The 21592-nt window shown below is 40.3% G+C and carries 21 protein-coding genes; 10 read left to right on the top strand and 11 right to left on the bottom strand.

Annotated elements, in window-relative coordinates; all coding sequences use genetic code 11:
• Positions 1-26: 26 nt before the first annotated feature.
• From CWC28_RS09815 to dps, 4 genes are all read left to right on the top strand, one after another.
• Positions 27-1175, top strand: a complete 1149-nt coding sequence (locus CWC28_RS09815; protein WP_082873964.1) for a GGDEF domain-containing protein — start codon at positions 27-29, stop codon at positions 1173-1175.
• Positions 1176-1388: 213 nt separating this feature from the next.
• Positions 1389-2294: a substrate-binding domain-containing protein gene (locus CWC28_RS09810; RefSeq protein WP_234003577.1), complete on the top strand. Its 906-nt coding sequence runs from the start codon at positions 1389-1391 to the stop codon at positions 2292-2294.
• A 79-nt stretch (positions 2295-2373) separates the two neighbouring features.
• Complete coding sequence (locus CWC28_RS09805) at positions 2374-2793, top strand: CBS domain-containing protein (protein WP_054551886.1); 420 nt, start codon at positions 2374-2376, stop codon at positions 2791-2793.
• A 227-nt stretch (positions 2794-3020) separates the two neighbouring features.
• Positions 3021-3539, top strand: coding sequence for a DNA starvation/stationary phase protection protein Dps (dps, locus tag CWC28_RS09800; protein ID WP_063700453.1), 519 nt, complete (start codon positions 3021-3023; stop codon positions 3537-3539).
• A 60-nt stretch (positions 3540-3599) separates the two neighbouring features.
• Here dps and corA read toward each other — a convergent pair whose 3' ends face one another.
• From corA to CWC28_RS09775, 5 genes are all read right to left on the bottom strand, one after another.
• Positions 3600-4556: a magnesium/cobalt transporter CorA gene (gene corA / locus CWC28_RS09795; RefSeq protein ID WP_055021294.1), complete on the bottom strand. Its 957-nt coding sequence runs from the start codon at positions 4554-4556 to the stop codon at positions 3600-3602.
• A gap of 121 nt (positions 4557-4677) precedes the next feature.
• Positions 4678-5907 carry a serine hydrolase domain-containing protein gene (locus tag CWC28_RS09790; protein ID WP_138625076.1) on the bottom strand — a complete coding sequence of 410 codons (1230 nt, stop codon included), beginning with the start codon at positions 5905-5907 and terminating at the stop codon, positions 4678-4680.
• Positions 5908-5935: 28 nt separating this feature from the next.
• On the bottom strand, positions 5936-6550 hold the full coding sequence (locus tag CWC28_RS09785) for a hypothetical protein (protein WP_105174730.1): 615 nt from the start codon (positions 6548-6550) through the stop codon (positions 5936-5938).
• Positions 6551-6581: 31 nt separating this feature from the next.
• Positions 6582-6794: a helix-turn-helix domain-containing protein gene (locus tag CWC28_RS09780; protein ID WP_054560716.1), complete on the bottom strand. Its 213-nt coding sequence runs from the start codon at positions 6792-6794 to the stop codon at positions 6582-6584.
• 167 nt (positions 6795-6961) lie between these two features.
• Positions 6962-7345, bottom strand: coding sequence for a hypothetical protein (locus CWC28_RS09775; RefSeq protein ID WP_063700461.1), 384 nt, complete (start codon positions 7343-7345; stop codon positions 6962-6964).
• 182 nt (positions 7346-7527) lie between these two features.
• On the opposite strand from CWC28_RS09775, the gene CWC28_RS09770 reads away from it, so the two are divergent.
• A complete protein-coding gene (locus tag CWC28_RS09770; RefSeq protein WP_105174732.1) occupies positions 7528-8178 on the top strand; it encodes a tellurite resistance TerB family protein in 651 nt (216 codons plus the stop codon).
• 44 nt (positions 8179-8222) lie between these two features.
• Here the strand turns inward: CWC28_RS09770 and CWC28_RS09765 are convergent, their stop codons facing one another.
• On the bottom strand, positions 8223-8471 hold the full coding sequence (locus CWC28_RS09765; RefSeq protein ID WP_054560719.1) for a hypothetical protein: 249 nt from the start codon (positions 8469-8471) through the stop codon (positions 8223-8225).
• 156 nt (positions 8472-8627) lie between these two features.
• Here CWC28_RS09765 and CWC28_RS09760 point away from each other — a divergent pair, with 156 nt between their 5' ends.
• Together CWC28_RS09760 and CWC28_RS09755 are read left to right on the top strand one after the other, a co-directional pair.
• The gene (locus CWC28_RS09760) at positions 8628-9398 is read left to right on the top strand and encodes an AraC family transcriptional regulator (protein ID WP_105174733.1); all 771 of its coding nucleotides are present in this window, start codon (positions 8628-8630) and stop codon (positions 9396-9398) included.
• Positions 9399-9557: 159 nt separating this feature from the next.
• A complete protein-coding gene (locus CWC28_RS09755) occupies positions 9558-10706 on the top strand; it encodes a PA0049 C-terminal domain-containing protein (RefSeq protein ID WP_063700466.1) in 1149 nt (382 codons plus the stop codon).
• A 57-nt stretch (positions 10707-10763) separates the two neighbouring features.
• On the opposite strand, the gene CWC28_RS09750 is transcribed toward CWC28_RS09755, so the two are convergent.
• Positions 10764-12350: an RICIN domain-containing protein gene (locus CWC28_RS09750; protein WP_138625075.1), complete on the bottom strand. Its 1587-nt coding sequence runs from the start codon at positions 12348-12350 to the stop codon at positions 10764-10766.
• An 89-nt stretch (positions 12351-12439) separates the two neighbouring features.
• Positions 12440-14071 carry a sensor domain-containing diguanylate cyclase gene (locus tag CWC28_RS09745; protein ID WP_171038302.1) on the bottom strand — a complete coding sequence of 544 codons (1632 nt, stop codon included), beginning with the start codon at positions 14069-14071 and terminating at the stop codon, positions 12440-12442.
• A gap of 192 nt (positions 14072-14263) precedes the next feature.
• On the opposite strand from CWC28_RS09745, the gene CWC28_RS09740 reads away from it, so the two are divergent.
• Together CWC28_RS09740 and CWC28_RS09735 are read left to right on the top strand one after the other, a co-directional pair.
• Positions 14264-14803 (top strand): heme NO-binding domain-containing protein, encoded by a 540-nt coding sequence (locus CWC28_RS09740; protein WP_063700472.1) that lies wholly within the window; start codon positions 14264-14266, stop codon positions 14801-14803.
• Position 14804: 1 nt separating this feature from the next.
• Positions 14805-16532 carry a response regulator gene (locus tag CWC28_RS09735; protein ID WP_105174736.1) on the top strand — a complete coding sequence of 576 codons (1728 nt, stop codon included), beginning with the start codon at positions 14805-14807 and terminating at the stop codon, positions 16530-16532.
• Between the two features lie 3 nt (positions 16533-16535).
• Here CWC28_RS09735 and CWC28_RS09730 read toward each other — a convergent pair whose 3' ends face one another.
• Positions 16536-17672, bottom strand: coding sequence for a helix-turn-helix domain-containing protein (locus CWC28_RS09730; RefSeq protein ID WP_240494343.1), 1137 nt, complete (start codon positions 17670-17672; stop codon positions 16536-16538).
• A gap of 224 nt (positions 17673-17896) precedes the next feature.
• Here CWC28_RS09730 and CWC28_RS09725 point away from each other — a divergent pair, with 224 nt between their 5' ends.
• On the top strand, positions 17897-18709 hold the full coding sequence (locus tag CWC28_RS09725; RefSeq protein ID WP_249324961.1) for a DUF2306 domain-containing protein: 813 nt from the start codon (positions 17897-17899) through the stop codon (positions 18707-18709).
• A 67-nt stretch (positions 18710-18776) separates the two neighbouring features.
• On the opposite strand, the gene CWC28_RS09720 is transcribed toward CWC28_RS09725, so the two are convergent.
• A complete protein-coding gene (locus CWC28_RS09720; protein WP_058585593.1) occupies positions 18777-19778 on the bottom strand; it encodes a family 43 glycosylhydrolase in 1002 nt (333 codons plus the stop codon).
• 269 nt (positions 19779-20047) lie between these two features.
• Positions 20048-21544 carry a hypothetical protein gene (locus tag CWC28_RS09715; protein WP_138625073.1) on the bottom strand — a complete coding sequence of 499 codons (1497 nt, stop codon included), beginning with the start codon at positions 21542-21544 and terminating at the stop codon, positions 20048-20050.
• Between the last annotated feature and the right edge of the window lie 48 nt (positions 21545-21592).

Raw genomic sequence — 21592 nt, 5'->3', positions numbered from 1 at the left:
TTACCTAGAGCTTTTCAGTGCAACTCATGGCTAGTAACGTAGAGAATTACTTTTACCACGGCTTTTTTATCTTCTTACTTATCACGGTAGTAACCTGTTCCATTATAGCCACGCGCCTGATGCGCAGTAGTTTTAATAACCGCTCGATTTGCTTATTTAACCTGTTTTTTTACCTCGGTGTCATTGGCTTTGCATGGCTGTGGATCCAAGACTTATTAGACCTTGCACCAAGTTTTCGCTCTGGCGTGGTGATTTATATGATTTCCATGACGTTGCTACAATTATCCATTTATAACCACGACGAACCTAGCCGATTTAATAAGATAATTATTGCGCATGGTGCTATTTTTTCTGTATTTGCCCTGCTCACTCAAAATATAAATCAACTCGCCCTTGTCGAAGCCAGCTTTACATTAAGCGTGTTACCGGCACTTATTTACTTCACCACTAAACGTGCTGTATGTGAAAAGAATATTGGCAACACTGTGTTGTCAATGGCGCAATGCATTTTACTATTAGTGCCCATTTCACAGCTAAGTATTATTACCCATGAACATAACTTAGCGACCTTGTATTCGTTGACCGTCATTGCCCATGCAACCGTGTTTGTTATGACTGGGCTAGGTCTCATCACCACCCTGTTGGTGGATGAAAAAAAGCGTTATTTGGAATTGTCTTTAAAAGATCCGCTTACCGGGCTCTACAATCGCCGCGGGCTGCAATTCATTATTGAACAACAGCAACTATTCAGCCCAAGCCAAACATCTAGTTTATTTGCCTGCGTTGTTGATATTGATTACTTCAAACGGATTAATGATAGCTATGGTCACGATGGCGGTGACCTAGTCCTCGAAGTGTTCTCTGATCTAATGAAACACCATTTAAATAAAGGTGACTTATGTTGCCGCCTTGGTGGTGAAGAATTTTTACTGTTGTTCTTTGCTACCGACATCAGCTCGGCTAAGCAATTTTTAGAGGGCCTACGTAAAACATTTGAAACCAGTCAAATAGCTTATCGAGAACATCGTATATCGGTTACTGCTAGCTTTGGTTTAACCAATTGGCAACCAAATGACAGCTTTGAAAGCTTAGTAAACCGCGCAGACAAAGCTGTTTATGCAGCGAAGAATAATGGTCGTAATCGCATAGAAACCAACAGCCAAAACAAGGAATAAATGACTAGGGACACTACGAAAACAAATACCTTTCTATCAATCTTGTAAATTCGAACTCTGCCACTATAATTAGCTCGTGCTTATACTTAACTTGCAATATGTAGTGCTATGTCTTTAAAAGTATTATTAAATTTTAAATTAAACTGGGTGTTTTTGTGCGCCAGTTTTTGGTTTTTTTCCCTACCAATTCAGGCTAAATATGTGGTGGCTGTTGTGGGTAAAACTAAAAACGATAGCTTTTATCAGCAAGCTTTTAAAGGCTGTGAGCAATTTGCAAAACAGCATCTCGATTTTGAATGTATTTACGACGGCCCCAAAGATTTTCAAGATATTCGCACGCAAGTATTAGTGATCACCGATCTTGTTCGCAGAAATAATATTAGTGGTTTATTAATCGCAACCACAGATTCCAATTACCTTGTTGAAAGAGCATTAAAAAAGTTACACGATAACCAGATCCCAGTGATCACTTTTGACTCTGATCTGCTTGAGGAAGATCAGCAGTACCGTTTAGCTTATGTGGGTACCAATAATTTTGATTATGGTGTGGCCTTGGGGAACGAATTAAAAAAATTCACCAACAAGGCAAATAATCAAGTGTGTATTCAATCAGGGCATTCAACAACGCCTAATTTAAACAAGCGTATTGAAGGCGTTCGCTATGCCTTATCAGGGCAAACAGAGAAACGTTTAAGCGGTGAAAATGGCTGGAGTGAATTTGACCGTTGCCCTTTATATAGCTTAGGTAAGCGAGGGGTGTCACTCGGTCAACTCGACAAACTGCTTAACCTTGAAAATCCACCACTATTTCTAGCGGTAGCCGGTTTTGCTCAATTTAACCCTAACTATGCAAACGTGATTGCTAAACATAAACAACGTATTGCCAATCAAGAAGTGGTGATTGTTTCTGCCGATACTGAGCAAATGCAATTAGCAGTATTACAGCAAGGATTATCATCGGCCAATATTGGTCAAAACCCTTTTGAAATGGGCCGACTTTCTGCCGAGTTGATGTATCAATACCTCACTAAAGGTGAACGCCCAGCTAAGTCTCACTATTATTTAGACTTTCATTATTGTCAGCAAAGTAATGCTGGCACTTGCACCGTTAATCACTAAAACTTTGATCTCACTAAAGTGCAATTAACTCGATAAGCGCTAGACTTACCACAACTTGATTAATTGTAAGGATGTAGCCATGACACACCTAGTTAGTGATTTGATGACGCCAGACCCATTCGCCATTAGCGCGCAAAATACCCTGCATGATGCTCATAATCTAATGAAAGAGAAAAATGTCCGTCATATCCCAGTGATCAATGAGCACGGTGGTTTAGTTGGCATGTTAACGCAAAAAATCATGATTGCTCAGGTAATGAATATCATGGCTAATTACAGCGCCAGCGCTCTTGAACGCAAGGAAAAGCAAACCAAAGTAGTTGATATTATGGCTACCGATTTTACCAGTATCTCGCCAGAGCAACCGCTACACGAAGTTGCTAAGTTTTTTGTTGAAAACCGTCATGGCTGCATGCCGGTGGTTGATAAAGATAACAACCTAGTGGGAATTCTAACTTCATCAGACTTTGTTCGTTTAGCGGCGGCATTACTTTCTTAACTCGTAACTTTGTATCTGCACACTGAATTTTTTACAGAAGGTGTGCAGAGTTTTCATACTCCCTCATAACCACAACTACTCCAGCCCAAGATAAAAATCAAATTAACCATTTATATTCAACACTTTATAGTTTTATGATTATCAGGCACAACGCTTGCTTCTATGTAATTACACATGCTTTTTAGATTAAAAGCGAAAGGAAATTTACAGATAATCTCGGAGGAGTAATGAGTAATTCATCATCAAAAGTCGCAGAATTTACAGCACCTGGTGTTAAAGACCAAGCTGCAGCGGACACGATTGCTATTCTAGACCAGCGCATGGTCGCTTTAATCGATTTACACCTCACTTTAAAACACATTCATTGGAATGTTGTTGGCCCTAATTTTATTGGTGTACACGAAATGCTTGATCCACAAGTAAGCGCAGTGCAAGAGATGACTGACACGATTGCAGAGCGTATCGCAACCATGGGCGGCGTACCTGTTGGTACACCTCAATCAATTGTAGAACGCCGTACTTGGCAAGATTATTCAATTGGTAAAGGCTTAGTGACTGACCACCTAACAGCGCTTGATAAAGTGTATAATGGTGTTAATAAAGACCACCGTGCAGCTATCGATAAGCTTGGTGAGCTAGACCCTGTTTCTGAAGATATGATCACAGGCCAACTGGCTGACTTAGAACAATTCCAATGGTTTGTTCGTGCACATATCGAATCGTCTACCGGCGAATTGAAAGGTTAAACCCCCTAGGTCTATCCGAAGACCCCTTGCCCAGCATTTGCTGGGCTTTTTTATGCTTTGTTACAACCAACCTTTATGTTTAAAGAACAAGTAAGGTGCAAAGCCAGACAGCAACATAATGCCAATTGCAAACGGGTAACCCCATGCCCATTGCAGTTCAGGCATGCTGTTAAAATTCATCCCATAGATACTGGCGACAACGGTCGGCGGTAAAAACACCACTGAGGCAATAGAGAAGGTTTTTATAATTTGGTTTTGTTCGATGTTAATAAAACCCTGAGTCGAGTCCATTAAGAAATTCACCTTATCAAACAAAAATGTACAGTGAGACATAAGGGTATCAATATCGAGTACAATTTCACGTAGTGATTCGCGATCTTCTGTCGGCGCTCCTAGATGGCGCAGTAAAAACGAGATATTCCGGCGCGTATCCATCAAACATAAACGAACTTTACCGTTATTATCTTCAAGGCGCGAAATTCGACTAACAGCTTCTTCTAAGTCTGAGTCATCCTCTTCAAGTACATAGGCACTGAGTTTTTCTAACTGGTGATGCATGTCTTCAAGCATATCAGCGTGGTTTTCGACTTTTTGGTCAAATAAAGTCACCAAAAGTTGCTTTGGATTATCACACGCTACCTGCCCTTTCCGAGCACGCAATCGTAAAAGACGAAAATCGGCTAGTTCATCATCGCGGATTGTCAGCAAGCAGTTGTCTTGTAGTAAACAAGCCACGGTTACCGTATTAAAGCGCCCTTCATTTGGTGACATGAAAAGCGCATGCACATGCAAGCCTTCATGGTCGATAAAACAACGGGAAGAGGCCTCGATTTCTTCAACATCATCAGCACCGGGTAAGGTGATATTAAGCGTGCTTGCCAGCGCTTGCCGTTCTTCTTCGGTCGGATTTATGGTATCAATCCAGTGGGCATTTTTAATAGAAGTAACAAGCGGTGTATCAGCAGCTGGCTCAGTTTCTGTGATCACACCTTGGTCTATAGAAAAAAATCGTAACATGCGCCCTACCCTGAATAATCAATGTATAGCAAATACTATAGCTGTTCACGTTAATGAACAATGACAATGCTACTAATTACCGGGTAAAGCAGAAAAATAATTTAAACCTAACATCAATTGCTTATTTCGCTTTTTTGAAGCGCACCACAAGCATACCTATCAAGATGATGCCAAGGCCTAATAAGCAAGGTATAAAAGCACTTTGCAGGGCAACATCAAACGCTAAAAAGTCGGGGTAACCGGTTTGCCAAAGCGTCCATTCATACCCGAGTTTTGATGCAATATGTTCACCGCCGCTACTAAGTACGATAATTGCATCATTGTTATCTGGGTTAATACGAAGCGTGCTATTTATTGCAGGTTCATTTGCGCCGTCATGGCCAAACACAAAATCTCCCGATGCTGTTGGCGCATAAAGCATGGTACCTAGCCCCCAAATTGGTGCGCCTAAGCTAATAGCCAATGGCTCTCGCATGGTACTGATCATTTGCGGGCTTAACTGCCCTGTTTGAGGTGATGTTAAAGCTTGCACTAAAACGATTAAGTCATGGCTACTTGCCAGTAAGCCTGTTGCCGCTGCCGATGCGTATTGAAAATGCCCAGCAACTTGCCCGCTTTTATCATAAGCAGGTGCGATATTGTCTAACTCAGTGAGTACATCGTAACTGGCATCAGTCATATTAACTGGCTTAAAGACGTTATCAGCCATCCAAGTTGCAAAGCGTTGATTCGTTTTCTCTTCTACCAGCAGCTCCAGCATCAAATAGCCGCCCCCAGAATACTGAAAATCGCCCACAGGCTTGGTGACTTTAATTTCACGGACACCCGTTGATGATAGCGGCTTGTTTAGTGACTCAAGCAAGCTTGGTACGGTTTCATTTAGCTCAATATCAGCAAAGCCTAAACCATCACCAAGCCCCGCAGTATGAGATAACAGATGAGCAAGGCTAACAGTTTGATTATCAAACTCTGATTCAGGTAACTGCCAGCCCGTCAGTTGCTCATTAATCGCGCGATCTAAACGAATTTGTTGTTGCTCAGCCAGAGTCATCACGCCATAGGCGGTAATAAATTTACTCAGTGATGCCACGGGGAACAGAGTATTGGCGGTTATTTCATCTTTGCTTTTTGAGTAATCTTGAAAAAACACTTGGCCATTTTCAATCAAAACATAAGCGATGTTTGCGTGTTTGTTGGCAATCAGCGCCTGACTGTTTGCAATAAACTGCTCAGTGTTGCCCGTTTCGGCAATAGGTTTTAAAAACCAGCCACTGACACCACCATATACGCAGGTAGCAGCCCATACAGATGACAAAAATAGCGTTAACAAAATCGTTTTAAACCAGCTCATACCCTATTCCTTGTATTACAACGCGTTGTTAAATCACTTCGATTTGTTCAGGCTTTTTGATAAAGAACACCATTAAAATTAATAATGCTGCTGGGAATAAAAACACATTTAAATAAGCAAAAATCACCGTTAACTGTAAGATGCACATCAGCAACATTAGGATAGAAAACACCGTTAGCAACGATGACATACCATGGCGCTTTGTCAGTAATAAAGCGGCTGTTATCAAACCCACTAACGCATACAAGCCTAAACTCCCAGCAGAGACCGCCATGGCAATAATTGAAATACTTTCTATTACATCATTCGATGCTTTATCACCTGCAACAGCAAGATAAACATCGCATAACACAGTGGCATGAAAAGCTAATACCAGCACCGCAAGCACACATAACAGTATGCGTACACCTTCAACATCGAACATATCTTTTAGTGCCTTGCGTAAACTCAGGTACACGTAAATTTCAAGTGCACCGATGAGCACGAACACAAGGTCTGAAAAGTTTAAGCTTTGTAAATCAAGCTTAAGCGCCTCTCCTAAGCCATCAAGTGTTTCGCCAAAAACTGAGATCCAGTACATGGGAAAAATCACAGCAAGTAATCCTGCTGCTATGCCGGGTAGTAAATAGTCACGGTTGAGCATATGCCCTCCAAAATCCTGTTGCGTTGTAAAGTTATTCGCTATCGCGTTCGTACACCAAAATATCGCCGGGTTGGCAATTAAGCTCTTCACAAATAGCTTCAAGGGTACTAAAGCGGATCGCTTTCACTTTTCCGTTTTTTAGCAATGATAAATTGGTCATAGAAATATCAATGCGCTGAGATAGCTCTTTCAGCTGCATTTTGTTCTTTGCCAATTCTATATCTAGATTGATTCGTATTTTCATAGTCTAAAAAGTACACAGCGGATTTATGATTGTCAAACTTTATTTTACGATTATCATAAAATAAAGAATGAAAAACATAATAACCCAGTAAGTAATTAAACCCATATTTTGACCATTTCAGGCATAAAAAAAGCCAGTAAATACTGGCTTTTCGCTCTATTTATAAGTTAGACATTGGCTTGGTAAGCAGGGATAGCTATCGCCGCTACAATACCCAATAAAAATATGCCACCAATGATCAATACGCCCCAAAATGACCATTGTTTTTGTACTCGTTGAAAATGCTCAACGCTATCCCAACGTTTATTTTGCCATGCCATTTCTCGGCCTTTAAAGCCCAAATACACCGATACAATAAAACCAACATAAGGCACTAAGGCCAATAAGCCAATCCAAGTGCTGTTGCCAATTGCCCAAATCCAACTTAGCAAGAAAGCGCCCCAACTAAAGCCTTTAATGCCCTCGGGTAAATCGTCTACCTTCCCCTGCCCTGAGTTATTTTCAGATGCCATCTGAAGGCTTGCTTCAGGTGGTGTGTAATTATCTGTCATGAGTTTTTCCTTATTATTAATTAAACAGAAACCCTAACTTATAGTACTGAGTGTATTTTAAGCAAGCTAAAGATAAGTACCTAAAGCAGATAATTGTTAGCTGATGTGTTTTGTAACATTAATCTCGTTTCCTTTTCATTTTAAATCACCTAGTCTGGGCACATAACTGCAAGGAGAGAACAATGAAAGACTTACAAAAGTTAGTGGGTAATTTAAATAAATCAGGTGCGCTGAGTGGTTTTTTAGGAGGCGTTGCTGGCGGCGGACTAACGAGCTTAATGGGCGGAAAAAGTAAAAAAAGCAGTAAAAAAACCGTAAAATATGGTGCGCTTGCTGCTGTCGGTGGCCTTGCCTGGAAAGCCTATAAACAATACTCAGAACAAAAAGCGGCTCCAGTTCAGCAAACTAGTTCTCGTGGTTTTGATTTTACCCCCGCCACGCTGCCCGAGCAGTCATTTACTGATGCAATCGACGATAATCACAATGATGGGCAATTATTACTCATGCGCGCTATGATTGCAGCCGCCTATGCAGATGGCCACATTGATGAAACAGAAAGACAAAAAATCTTCGCACAAGTAGAAACAATGCAATTGTCTGTGCAAGAAAAGGCCATGCTGTTTGATGAGCTAAGAAAGCCAATGCAACTGTCAGAGTTAGTTGCCGCTGTGCCTAACGCACAAATGGGTATTGAAGTATATGCAGCTAGTGCCAGCGCAATTGATTTAAACCAAGCTATTTCTAAACACTACTTAGACACGCTTGCTAATCAATTATGCATTCCTAGTGAACTGGTAATGAGCATTCACAGAGAGCTTGCCGAATACCAATAAAAATGGGGCGTCTTCGCCCCACTTTAACTCGTAACCAGTAATGATTAATGCGGTTTTTTAGTGCCGTAACGCACCATATCTTTACCGTTTTCATACACTTCACTAGTCACGTAACGGCCAAGTAAAAGTTGATGTTTATCATCAAGTACCGCAATAAATGGGCGGCCATCACTATTATTGGTTGCAAGGGCAACACCTGTTACATTCTCAAGCCCTAAACCACCAGTTTCAACTAGGCGTAAAAATGTTTCTAACTCGTCTAATGTTTCAATTACATCGTTATCGTTAATCATCTCAAATACTCAGTGATTGCTAATGGCCGTAGCATAGCAGGATTAAAAACAGGGTGCGAATAACAGCTCCTAATCTAGCTTACTTTTGGACTAAAAATTGACACAACGCTATTCAATTGATGATACTTTCGCTATCGATAGAGGCAGTGAAGTTTAATGAGTAACCATTTAACGCTCGAATTAATGACCCCAAAGGGCAATCTTGCCGATAGCATACAAGCTATTTGGTATGCCACAGCGCACTCTCAAGGAGAGCAATGGCTTGCCTGCGATGGTGCCACAGGGCTTGTGTTTCCTGTTATTGGTGAAGTTTTACTGGATGACAAGCCGCTTGCTGCTCCTTATGCAGTGCAAGAAACATCGACTCAAGCATCTAAAGTCACATTTTCACACGATGCACAGTTTTGTGGTATTCGTTTTAACCCAACCGTATTGTCTGAACTAAAGCGAAACGCTCACCCACTCCTTGCAGAGCAGTCCCTATCTGAAATTGCACTAGGTCTGCAATATAATGCCAGCTTAGCCGTGTTTGTTGCGCTTATTAGCCGCCACTTTACTGATAATAAAAGCATTAACCACAGTAACAGACACTCAAAGCACCTTATCCGCAATCTTATTGAGTTAACACCACTCGAGACTGCTTACCAACTAGCCCCTCTCAGTCAACGTCAGCTCGAAAGGCAAGTTAAGGATCAATGCGGCGTTACCCCTAAGTATTTTGAGCGTATTTACCGAGTAAAACTTGCTAAACAAGCAATTAAAGATAACCCTGAAATGAGTTTTGCAGACATTGCACTTGAATGTGGCTTTACCGATCAGCCTCATTTAATTAAAGAATTCAAAGCGATAATGCACATCACCCCAGCAAAATACCGCAAGTTATTAAAAGATTCTCAAACTAAACAAACAAAGCTTATTTTGCGCTAGTCCCCGAAATAACGAAGCCAATAATTAAAGTACCACTGGGCTGTTTAATTTTCTGTGCTAGACAGAATTGATACTGAGCGATTTTATTTGCGCTTGGCATTTATCCATAGGATAGTTAAGCCAAGCCTACTAAACGTGCTGTAACTAAATAGGATAATCATGAAAAAAGTTTTACTTGCCACCGGTTTAATCGCCTCGTCATTTACTGCATTTGCAGCCAATTTAACCGTTGAAGAACTGCGTATTGAAAAAGCCAGCAAAGCCATGCCAAAGGTGTTAAATGCTTTTTCTGATGAAGTGAACCAATTTGAAAAACAGTGGCAAGCTGCCGCTAATTATCAGCAAGCAAGTGATCTTATTGATGATTACGCTAAACAATTATGGCGCGATGCCAAAGCACGTATAATTAAAACCAACAGCTTCGACGACCGAGAGCTGTATTGGGCGCGTTTACTTTCAAGCAAGATTATTCGTACCAGCAAACCCCAGTTTGCAATGACCGACAGCGAACAAACCGCGTTATTAACAATGCTCGAAAATGGCAGCCGTGGCCGCACCGACCTTGATTACAGTAAAAAAACCGACAAACGCATTTTAATTACAGGTTTTGATCCCTTCTTATTAGATAGAAATATTAATCAAAGTAACCCATCCGGTGTTGCAGCATTATTACTTGATGGCCAAGTGATTAATTACAATGGCATTAGCGCTGAGATCAATACGGTGATGGTGCCAGTACGCTACGAAGACTTTGACCAAGGTATTATCGAATCATTACTTGCGCCATATTATGCACTTAACAATGTCGATATGATTGCCACTATCAGTATGGGCAGCAAAGACTTTGATCTTGAACGCTTTCCGGGTAAACGCCGCAGTGTAACGGCACCCGATAACGCCAACATTGTGTATGGCGGCACAGCCACTGCACCGAAAATTTCAAGCCTAAACGACCGCCCTCTTCCGGGCAATGAGTTTGTCACTTTCAGCTTACCAGTTAAGCAGATGCAACAAGCCAAAGGGCCATTCCCAATCAACGACAATCACAAAGTCGTTACGCTTGAAAAAGCATTTGAGCCACAATCACTTAAAGAGTTAGAAGGTGCGATTGCAGTAAAAGGCGGTGGCGGCGGCTACTTATCAAATGAAATTTCGTATCGTAGTATTCGCCTACGTGATGAGCTTAATTCAGACATCCCTACAGGGCATATTCACACCCCACGTATTCAACAATTTGAGCCAGAAACAGAAGCTAAAATTGTTAAGCAAATTAAAGCAATGCTTGAGCAAAGCTTAGTTGCAATTTAAAGCGTTAAGCTCAGCTATAAAGTAATAGCTGAGCTTTTTCCAACTCACAATTGATAGTTATTGTGGACCTGTTCCGCCATTCACTTTACTGCCCAAAGAATTTGGATCATCCAAGCGGTATGGGTAAAGTTGAATATCACCAAATACTGTTGCTCCGCTATCACGATATTGATCAGTTGCAGAACTTCCAGTGTAAACATTCCCTGAGGCACTAAAATAACCAGAGCCTTGATTCCAGTGAGGTTTTGCTGAATTTTCAAAGTAATTATTTTCCACTAAAACCTCAGCGCCATTCCCCGCACTAATTGAGAAATAAGTAATGTTCTTCCAGTAATTATTAAACATATGCACGCGTGAATTATAGCCATCCACTTTAGGATTTCGCCCTGCTGCTGTATCCCAAAAATTGTGATGTGCTGTTATTTGAGAGTTTCTAAATAAATGGGTATACCAATGCTGGTTGGCGCAAACTTGGGGGTTATATCCATAAAAACGATTCCAACTTAAGGTAACGTTTTGACTATTGTCGACATCAATATATCCATCACTTATTTTATTAAATGCCATGTGATCAACCCATACATGACTACTATCATCTATTGAAATAGCATCACCTGCTTCAACAAGCGCAGGATTAATATCTTCAAGCATAATGTTCTTAATAATAATATTTCGCTGCTTGCTAATAACGAGGCTGGCACCGATTATTTTCGAGTTTTTACCTAACCCTTGCAGTGTTTTATTTGATTGCACAATGATACGTCTATCATTACGGGTAACATTCACGGTTGAGTTTGAGCTACTTCCCAACTCACTACAGCTTTGATTACCAACGGGAATTCTGTACCACGTTTTACCGTAATCTCCCCATTGACCACAATCAAGTGGACAAGCTGGTACCGTTCTGTTCGCAGTTCGACAATCAATCACTGTGTTATCTGGGACCTGAATAACCGCAGCAGAGCCAGAACTCAATGCAGTACTTAAATCATCACAGCTATATACTGTGATGGCAGTGTTATTACCACCACCGGTCGTTGTGCTCAATCCATCTTGACCTGCTTGAGATGCAAAGCCTATTAAGTCACTGGGAGTGGTTCCGGTAGTCCCACAGTCGCCATTTACTGGATTAATAAACCATCTTTGTGAACTGATCCCAGCATCATCATTTTGATAAACATTTGCAGTATTATTTGAGCCTGCAACTGTCAAAGATTTACCAGTTAACTTATTGACGATATTAAAGCCGCCCGATGAAGATGCTTTTAACAACCAACGTTGATTAGCCCCTTGCCAATCATCATAAGCAATTATATTTGCACCATTTGATTGCGATGAGTTCAACACATCAAGAACTTTATTGTTAAATTTAGAGCGTATAATCCAATAGCCATCTGCTTCTTGAATAAGCTGAAACTTTTGGTTATTTCCACCCCAGTATTCGTAGCTAATAATATTCGGGGCTGAGCTAGAATCACTGGTATTTACATCAAGTGCAAGGCCAGAGCCTCTATTAATAATGGAATATACAGTGCCAGATTCAGGCATAGCACTACACTGTTGTGCATGAACAGCACTCTGAGCAAAACACGCAACTGCTAGTAGGCATAATGCTAACAGTTTAGTTTGGTTTAAAATCTTCAAGACTATCTCCTTTATTATATTTGTAATATAAAATTACATTATTAAAGGGATAGTTTAATTTATCCGTACCCAAAAGCACTCATTTATGTTTATTTTATGTAAACAAATGTTAAAAACCACCCAGCAACGCAGCAATTTCGACCTTGCTTTTTCGCTTTATAAAGCGCGTCATCTGCTATTTTAAACAAGCTATCTGAATCAAACGCCTCATTAGCAGCCTTACTGGCAACACCTATCGATAAGGTAACATAGCTTAAGTCTGCACGACCTTGGTGGGTAATCTGTGCCGTTACAACAGCGTTTCGTAGCGTTTCAGCCACTTTGAGTGCCTCCTGCTTATCTGTATTGCTGAGCACAATTACAAATTCTTCGCCGCCATAACGGGCAACAAAGTGATTACTTGGCTGGGTATTTTCCTTAAGAAGATTGGCGACTTCACATAACGCTTTGTCACCTTGATCATGTCCATAGTAGTCATTGTAGAGTTTAAAATGATCGATATCGGCGACAATCATTGAGATAGGTTGCGAAGCTAAATCTGTATCGCTGGCAAGCATTGCAAAATGTTTATCCAATGCCCGACGATTGGCAAGCGTCGTCATTGAGTCGGTATTACTGATATGTTTTAACTTCTGGTGGCGCTCTAGTATTTCTGCACGTTGATTTTCTATCAGAGTGAATAACTCATTCATACCTCGCCCGAGCTGGTGCAATTCGTTATTACCAAAATACTCATCCCGAGCGCTAAAATCGTTATTACGTATTGCTGAATTCACCAATATATAAAGCTTTCTGAGTGGCCTTAAAACTTGTTGATTTATATATAAATAAAACAAAATAAACACTGAACCAGAAATCAATAAACCGGTAATTAGAGAGCTATCAAACAAGCTTCGGTCGTAAGTCCGTTCACGAGATGCGATAGATAGTACAAACAGTAAGTCTCCTGCTTGGTCATTGACTCCTAAGTAAAGCCGCCGATTGTATTGAGTCGTCTCGACTGCACTCCTTTTTTCACCAAACACCCTAATTAGATGTTCCTTATATTTTGGTGCTTCATCAGTGCCATAAAAGCTAATATCATTTGCTAACCCTGGTGTTAGATTTTCGACAAAGTCTTCATCAATAAAGCTCCAAAGCAATAATGTCGCCACAAATTCACCTGTGCCATCGGACTTCGTTACATTGTAAGCGACGGTGACGGCAGGCGTGTTATCTATGGTAATAAACCGGACTTTATGAGTTAACTCAGATTGGCTATTATCTATATCGCCAGATAAGATTATTAGGTTGTTTTCTATCAACAAATTTGGGGTTTCTAAAATCGTTGGTGAGTAAGGCTTATAATCATTATTAAAACTGCCACCGCCGATGATATTTGCCTGTGTATCATATAAATACCAACCATTTACGTCTAATCGTTGTAATGCGTCTGCAATAACATAGTCACTATTAAACCACTGGGTATCACGTTGCTGTGCAGCTTCATACATGGTATCCCAAGCAGCGCTGTCAAAGACCATTTTTGACAGCGCATCAATCTCTTGCTGAAGTTGTGACTCAACGCGCTGAATATCAATCCGATCATTTTGTTTTGTCATCGCTTCAAACGTTGGCAAAATCCAAAAATGCCGAATAATTGTTTGCGCCAACAAAATAGCAAAGCACGCCGCGGTGAAAGCAAGTAATAAGCGTTTTTTGAGCCTCGCACCAATCACCATAAAATACCAAACCAAGCAGAATAAAAAGTACATTAGTATTAAAAAGTATAACCACGTTTACTCAGTTTGCTTGCCAAGCTTTAATAAATCAGCCTCATAAAGGCAGAACCTCTACTAAAGTTGGTGACTGATAAATTGTAAAATCCCTGTTTATATCTAAACTTTTAGTATGAAATTTTGAAGGGCTACTGTATGAAAGGTATCGTCTTTACCGAGTTTTTAGAAATGGTCGAAAATGAATTTTCTTATGAAGTGGCAGACAAAATCATTGAAGAAAACTCACTTGCTTCAAATGGGGCCTATACCAGTGTTGGTAATTACGACAACGCTGAAATGATCATGCTTATTACTTCGTTAAGTAAGCACGTCAATACGCCTGCAGAACAATTAGCCACGCACTATGGTAAGTATTTATTAAATCGTTTTTTTATCCTTTTTCCTCACTTTTTCACCAGTGTTTCAACTACGTTTGACTTTTTAGATACCATCGACCGCCATGTTCATGTAGAAGTTAAAAAGCTTTATAGCGACGCTGAGTTACCAAGCTTTGAAACAAAACGTATTAGTGAGCGCAAAATGCAAATGTTCTATCGCTCTGGAAACCCTTTCGCCTGTTTAGCAGGTGGATTAATTGAAGGTGCGTGTGAAAAATTTAATGAAAAAATTACGATTAAAAAGGATATAAGCGCTGATCATATGTCGGCAACCTTTACTCTAACAAAAGAAGATTAGTGTGGATGAAGAACTCTACAAACGTAGAATAGAACGAGAGCGCCAGGCTAGAAAACAAGCCGAAGCCTTGTTAGAACAGAAGTCCTTAGAGTTATATGAAGCCAATATGACGCTAAAACATGCGGCCGAAAATCTAGAAAAAGAAGTTATTCTTCGCACCCAAGATTTGAATAAAGCAAAAGAGATGGCCGATGCTGCCAACCAAGCTAAATCAATGTTTTTAGCGAATATGAGTCACGAAATCCGCACCCCTATGAATGCAATTTTAGGCATGGCACACCTCGCCCTCGATACTGAATTAACCGACAAGCAATATGATTACGTCGAGAAAATCCAACTGTCGGCCAAATCACTGCTTGGGATTATTAATGACATTCTCGATTTTTCTAAAATAGAAGCCAACAAGCTCGAACTTGAAAACAGTGATTTTAACTTGAACGACTTTCTCGCTAACCTAGCTAATTTAGCCAGTAGCTTAATTGAGAAAAATAACATCGAAGTCATTTTTGAAATTGACGATGACATACCCGAATTTTTAATCGGTGACGCTCTTAGGCTCAATCAAGTTTTATTAAATTTACTGAGCAATGCCATTAAGTTTTCAAACCAGCAAAATGTCACGCTAAAAATGACAATAAAATCACAAACCGATACCAGTATTTGTATTAATTTTCAAGTCATTGACCAAGGTATTGGCATGTCTCAAGAGCAAGTTAATAGTGTGTTTAAGCCTTTTTCACAAGCCGATGTTTCAACAACCCGTAAATTTGGTGGCACAGGTCTTGGCCTTGTAATTAGTAAAAAAATTATCGAGCTTATGGGTGGTCATATTGAGGTTAAAAGCCAATTAAACAAAGGGAGTTGCTTCAGTTTTGATGTGTTATTTTCGCAATCGGTTATGCAAAGCAGCCACGACACAGATATTTTCAAACATAAACGCGCTCTTATTATTGAGCAAAGCGGCCAACCTGAAGCTATTTTAAACACCATGCTCAATGCATTAGACATCAATGTACAGACGATTGATTGCATGGATGAAAAGCTTTCTAACGGTGATATTAGTCACAACTACGACTTTATTTTTTTAGACTGGCACGTATTAAACTGCGAACAAAATAACATTCTAGAGAACCTCAAAAAGCAGCTTTCTATCGACATTAAAAAAACCATTATCCTCGCATCTTATGAAAACCAAGAAGTTAAAGACACGCTGAGTACACTGTATAAAACCGTTGAAGAAATATTATTAAAGCCGATTATTAAAGGAAACTTACTAAAAACCCTCGAGCATGTGATGGGTATTGCCACGAAAAAAGATAACAGTGTCGACAACACATGCTTTAAAAAGCTCGCAGGCTCAAAAATACTCCTTGTTGAAGACAACCCACTTAACCAACAAGTCGCATCGCAAATATTGCGCTCAAATGGCTTTGTTGTTGATATTGCCGAAGATGGCATAGCAGCGATTGAAGCTGTAGAAAAAGGCACATTCGATTGTATTTTGATGGACTGCCAAATGCCAAGAATGGATGGTTATACCGCAGCGAATAAAATTAAACAGCAGTCAAAGTTTGCCCATATTCCAATCATCGCCATGACCGCCAACACCATGGAAGCCGACCTAACCAAAGCGAAAGAATCAGGAATGCAAGGTTACATAGCCAAGCCAATAGAAGTGCAAACCATGTTTGAGGTCATTGCAGAGCATTTAACGCAAAAGCAGCTGTAACTTCTAGTCAGTAAGCTCTATGATTTTTTGCTCTACTAATGAGTTGTTTTGCTTACGAAACTCATTTGGGTTAACCCCAACGATACTTTTAAACACACGGTTGAAGGTAGCAAGCGAAGAAAAACCACTTTCCATTGCAATACTGAGTATACTCCAATGAGTTGCTTCGTCTTTTAGTAACAGCCCTTGCGCATGCTGTATTCGGTACTGATTAATAAATAAATTAAAATTTGCGGCTTTAAAATGATAACGAATAGCCCGGCTGATCTTATACTCAGGTACTGCTAATGCTTGGGCAAAATCAGAAATTTTCAAATTAGTTTGCAAATAAACCTGCTTATTGATGAGTGCTTCTATGCCAGTAATAAGCTCAGCCTCTACCTCATTATTTTCAGATTGTTCAGCCTGATTGGTAGCTTTCACTACCTTTTCAGGGTTCAACACTTCAATATCATCAGATTCAGGCACGCTGCTGTGGGCACGTTTTTGCAAAAACATCACTAACTGCATTGCAAGTACAATTAACAATGCAGATGAGGTAATTATAAGCGGTTCAAATTGTTGAAATTCACTTTCACTGAATAAAAACTTAGGCAGAATGCTGGCATTAAATACCGCTAAAAAGTAGCAACTAGCAAAAATATTTGCCTGCAACTTTTGTGTTTGTGTTTTCTCTTTATAACCCCGTAATGCTTCCCAAAAAGAGAGCACCAAAATACTAGACGATAGCAACACCGTTATTTCGGCCATACCTTGCTTTAAACGCCACATGAATTGGCTATCCGGGAAAAATTGCACATCAACACTAACCAAGTAATGCCAAGTTTGGTTGAACATAATTAAACCTGCAATAGTGCCTGCTACAGCAATATGTACCTTAGAAATAGGCGTGTGTTTACGAAATAAAGTGCGTGAAATAAGCCAAGACATATTACAAGTTGCGCAGGTAAATAAGCCGATCAAATAACTATAAACACCAATACTTGGCGCACTGATTTTTTGCACACCAACCATGCAAAGCGAACCACAAAATACAGCAAACAGATAATGAATAAGCTGCTTCTCTTTTTTCATGCCATTTAGCAGCATGAGCCCCATACAGACAAAAACGAGCACGTAATAAGGGGAAGTATTTTGCATAACTCGGCATACCTTAAATTGGGTGTTTGATGAATTATTTACCAATCAGGTAATCTTACTTTTTCAAAATCAACATAGCAAAAAGAGTTTGTTAGTGAATGTGTCAAACCCTGTGTGAGTTCTCATAAATAAACACAATATTTCATTGATCAAATTTCGAATTTGAGAAGAAATCTTGCTCTAGCCCTTTATATTAGCGGCATTAGAAAAATGTAATGGAATTGATGATGTTTAACAAAAATAGCAAACTCACACCTTTTAAAGCGCTCGAATACAGTAAAAAACTTTGGTTTATTAGCCTGCTAATGGCGCAAACTTGCTTTGTGATTTACCTCATTCTTGGTTATGGAATGACAGGGTTAACTACAGGTCTGTCAGGTTGGAACCGACTTAATAACACCGCCTATGTTGCTAATGATGCCACAGGGAATTTGATGTATGCAGTGCATGTATTATTTGCGGTAGCGATGATCCTTGGCGGAAGCTTACAGCTGATTGAAAAATTGAGAGCAAAATACAGAACATTTCATCGTTACAATGGCCGTGTCTTTGTTGTTTTAGCTTGCTGTATTTCATTTGCGGGCATGTACTTAATGATAGTAAGGGGCACCGTTGGTAATACCTTGATGCATGCACTGACGATGTTTGGCGGCTTTGTGGTTATTGTATCAAGTATATTCGCGGTTAAAACTGCGCGGGCTCGTGACTTCAACGCGCATAAAACTTGGGCGATACGCTTATACCTTGCGGCTAATGGTGTGTTGTTTTTTAGATTACTGATATTTGCATGGTTTTTAGTATTTGGCACCTTAGGCGTTGATACCGCTACATTTACAGGGCCTGCCGTGCTTGCCGTTAGCCTTTGCTCTTACTTAGTACCACTTTTAATAGCCGAACTTGTCCGCTATGCAGCTCGCACAAATATTACGTTTATCACTATCGGCACTGCCTGTTTGATGACGCTAATATCAATCGTGTTCTTAATCGGCTTATTTGGGGTGACTTTGGCAAACTGGTACCCTGCGATTGCTGGCTAAATAACTCTCATACAATAAAGCCACCTAAGTTGGTGGCTTTATGAACTTCATTTACGTCACTATAAAATTAATACAGTTCAAATAGTGGACGGCCATTTTCGTCGTATTTTACTTCCATAACACGAGCATGGCGGTTTGGATCGTAAAGCGGATCTTTTACAATCTCTTCAAGTGGACGAGTGTCTGTTTTTGGCACCACACTTGGTTCACCAACTGCGTGCTCATAGTCACGAGCATGGTAAATACACAGTGGTGTTTCACCATCTTCAGCCACTGTAAAACAGTTATGACCTGGTCCAAAAATGTTCTTTTCAACACTTGTTTCAAGCACAGGCATACGTGTTTTAGTCCACGAGTTACGATCAAGTAAATCGCTGTTTTCATCGGCTTCCATATAACCCATGCAGTAACATGCACCTGTTGCGCTTGCAGAGAAAGCAATGAAGATTTTACCGTTATTTTTAAGCACTGCCGGGCCTTCGTTTACCCAAAAGTCGACACGTTCCCAATCGTAATCTGGTGTCGTCAGCATAAACTGCGCTGTTTTTAGTTTAATAGGTGATTCCATCTCAGCTAAATACAGGTTTGATGCCGCAAACTGTCCGCCAGTTTTCTCTGCCCAGCAGAAGTAACGCTTACCGTTATTTTCAAAAATAGTGGCATCTAAAGAAAAATCAGTGAACGACTTTTCATCGCCCTCAGCCGCTTGCATCATGCCAAGTTCAACCCACTCATCATTTAGCGGATCTTGACCTTTACACTCAAGCACATACGGGCGTAATGCCCAGATATCATCTTCTTCACTGGCTGCAAAGTAGATATACCATTTGCCATCGAGGTAATGAATTTCAGGCGCCCAGATATGACGGCTCATCGGGCCGCTGTCATGTTTAAACCAAATATCAAAGGTTTCAGCGTCTTTTAAGCCCTCTAATGTCGCAGACTTACGAAGTTCAATGCGATCATAAGTTGGTACAGAACCGGTAAAATAATAAAAACCATCGCTGTGCTTATGCACAAATGGATCGGCACGCTGCTCTACTAACGGACTATTTGTTTGTAATGTCATCTTGAAACCTGATCGTTAAATTTTAATTTGTATTATTTTATTACTTTTAAACAAGAACACAAATATAACATCATTTTTAACAGACAGTGAAAAGAAATGTAAGGACAAACTATAAGCTGTCCAAGTTTTATTGGCGAAAGTTAAGGAATAGCATTACACAGCATAGGTTTAACATGGAGCAGCAAGCTTAAGGCTTTATAGGAAAACTAAAACCTCAAACTTGCTTGAATAAAAAGGGGGATCCCCATCCACCCTTGATTTAGATATCGCTAGAGCGATTTGGCTTTATATATTTTCTTGGCTTTTTTCGAGAGCACTACATCAACAGGCATAACATCGCCCGACACTTTTTTAACTGTTAAGGTATGCGCTCCCGCTGCTAAATCATGTTTTTCAAACACAATACTTTGTACTTGGCGATAGTTATTACCATCGAAAATAGAGAATATGCCTTGTGATTTACCATCTAAAATAACTTCAACGTCACCATGGTTAATGTCTTTCGAAGTCGCAAAGACAATACTCGAACCACTAAAGTCATAACTAAACGACGCACCGTTAACGGTTGTCATGTGCAAATCTTGTTGGTATTCGCCAGTATTAGTTTGCTCAGATCTCACCCAGTTGCCATTTTCGCTATATTTAATTCGAGGGTCATTATCGTTTATCAGCTCGAGGCCTGAATAGGTGGTATCACTTGTTGTGCCTACCGTGTTTCCTACCGTTTGAATTTGCACTAAGCGGTCAACTAACCAACTGCCATTTGGATTAATGGCCACGTCTAAGGTCGTCACCCCCCCAGCCCTTGCAATGTCTTTTACTCGGTTTGCTACTTCATTATTGCTGTATTTTAAGCTGCGTTTAACTTGTCCCCAGCCACCAAATAATGGGTCTTCTTGTGAGGTATACGTAAAGCCATGCCACTGTACTTTTGTACCGATCGCCGTGGTTACTTCACCTGATTTTGGAATAGGCGGCAGTTCATTATGCTCACCTTGGGTGTAGTTACTTTGCGGATCGTTTGGAATAAAGCTGTACTCAAAACCATCACTAATCGTGATCACAGCATTCGGGTTACCACTACGCACTGATTTCGCAAGCTGATCTGCAACAGGGTAAGCATTATTAGCCGCAAGTTCTTGCTCCGACTCTTGGGCTTGATACCAACCGTCAAACCACCAACCGGCAATATTGTCACCCCACGTTTGTGCTCTTTCACTCACAAAGCCATTGATAAACCAGTCTGGGTATGGCGCTTTCACTTTTTTGCCCGTCCATCTATCACCTAAGTGTGAAGGTAGATATGCAATTAGCTTGATGCCTTTTGCTTTAAGCGCCAGCGCCAGATCCAGAACAAGGTCACGGGTTGGCGTGTAATCAGCCTGATTAGAATTAACCTGTGTGATACAACCCGGTGCAATCTGTTTACTTGGACATGCCGGTGAGTGCAAATCGTAAATATCACTGGTCGTCGACAGGTAACCGCGGTTTTGGGTAATGGTAAAAATTACATACCGATAACCAAGTTTGGCTGCTTTATCCGCGTATTGGTTAACATCAAAACCATTAACGTAGTTATTCCACTCGTTATAGTCTGTGATTTGATACCATGCATTATCTAACGTGCCACCAGCAAGATAGTGATGACTAATCCCCCACTTGGCATCTTGCATCCATTTAACTTCTTTAGGTAACTCGGCAGCACCCACACTAATACTACTTGCTAAGGCAACACCCGATATGATTTTATGGATTTTACTATTCATAACAACTAAACCACATGAAAACGAAGAATGTAACGAGCTTATTAAATT

Source organism: Pseudoalteromonas sp. S4492, assembly GCF_005886115.1.
Lineage (GTDB): Bacteria > Pseudomonadota > Gammaproteobacteria > Enterobacterales > Alteromonadaceae > Pseudoalteromonas > Pseudoalteromonas gelatinilytica.
This window is presented reverse-complemented; position numbering and strand designations above follow the sequence as displayed.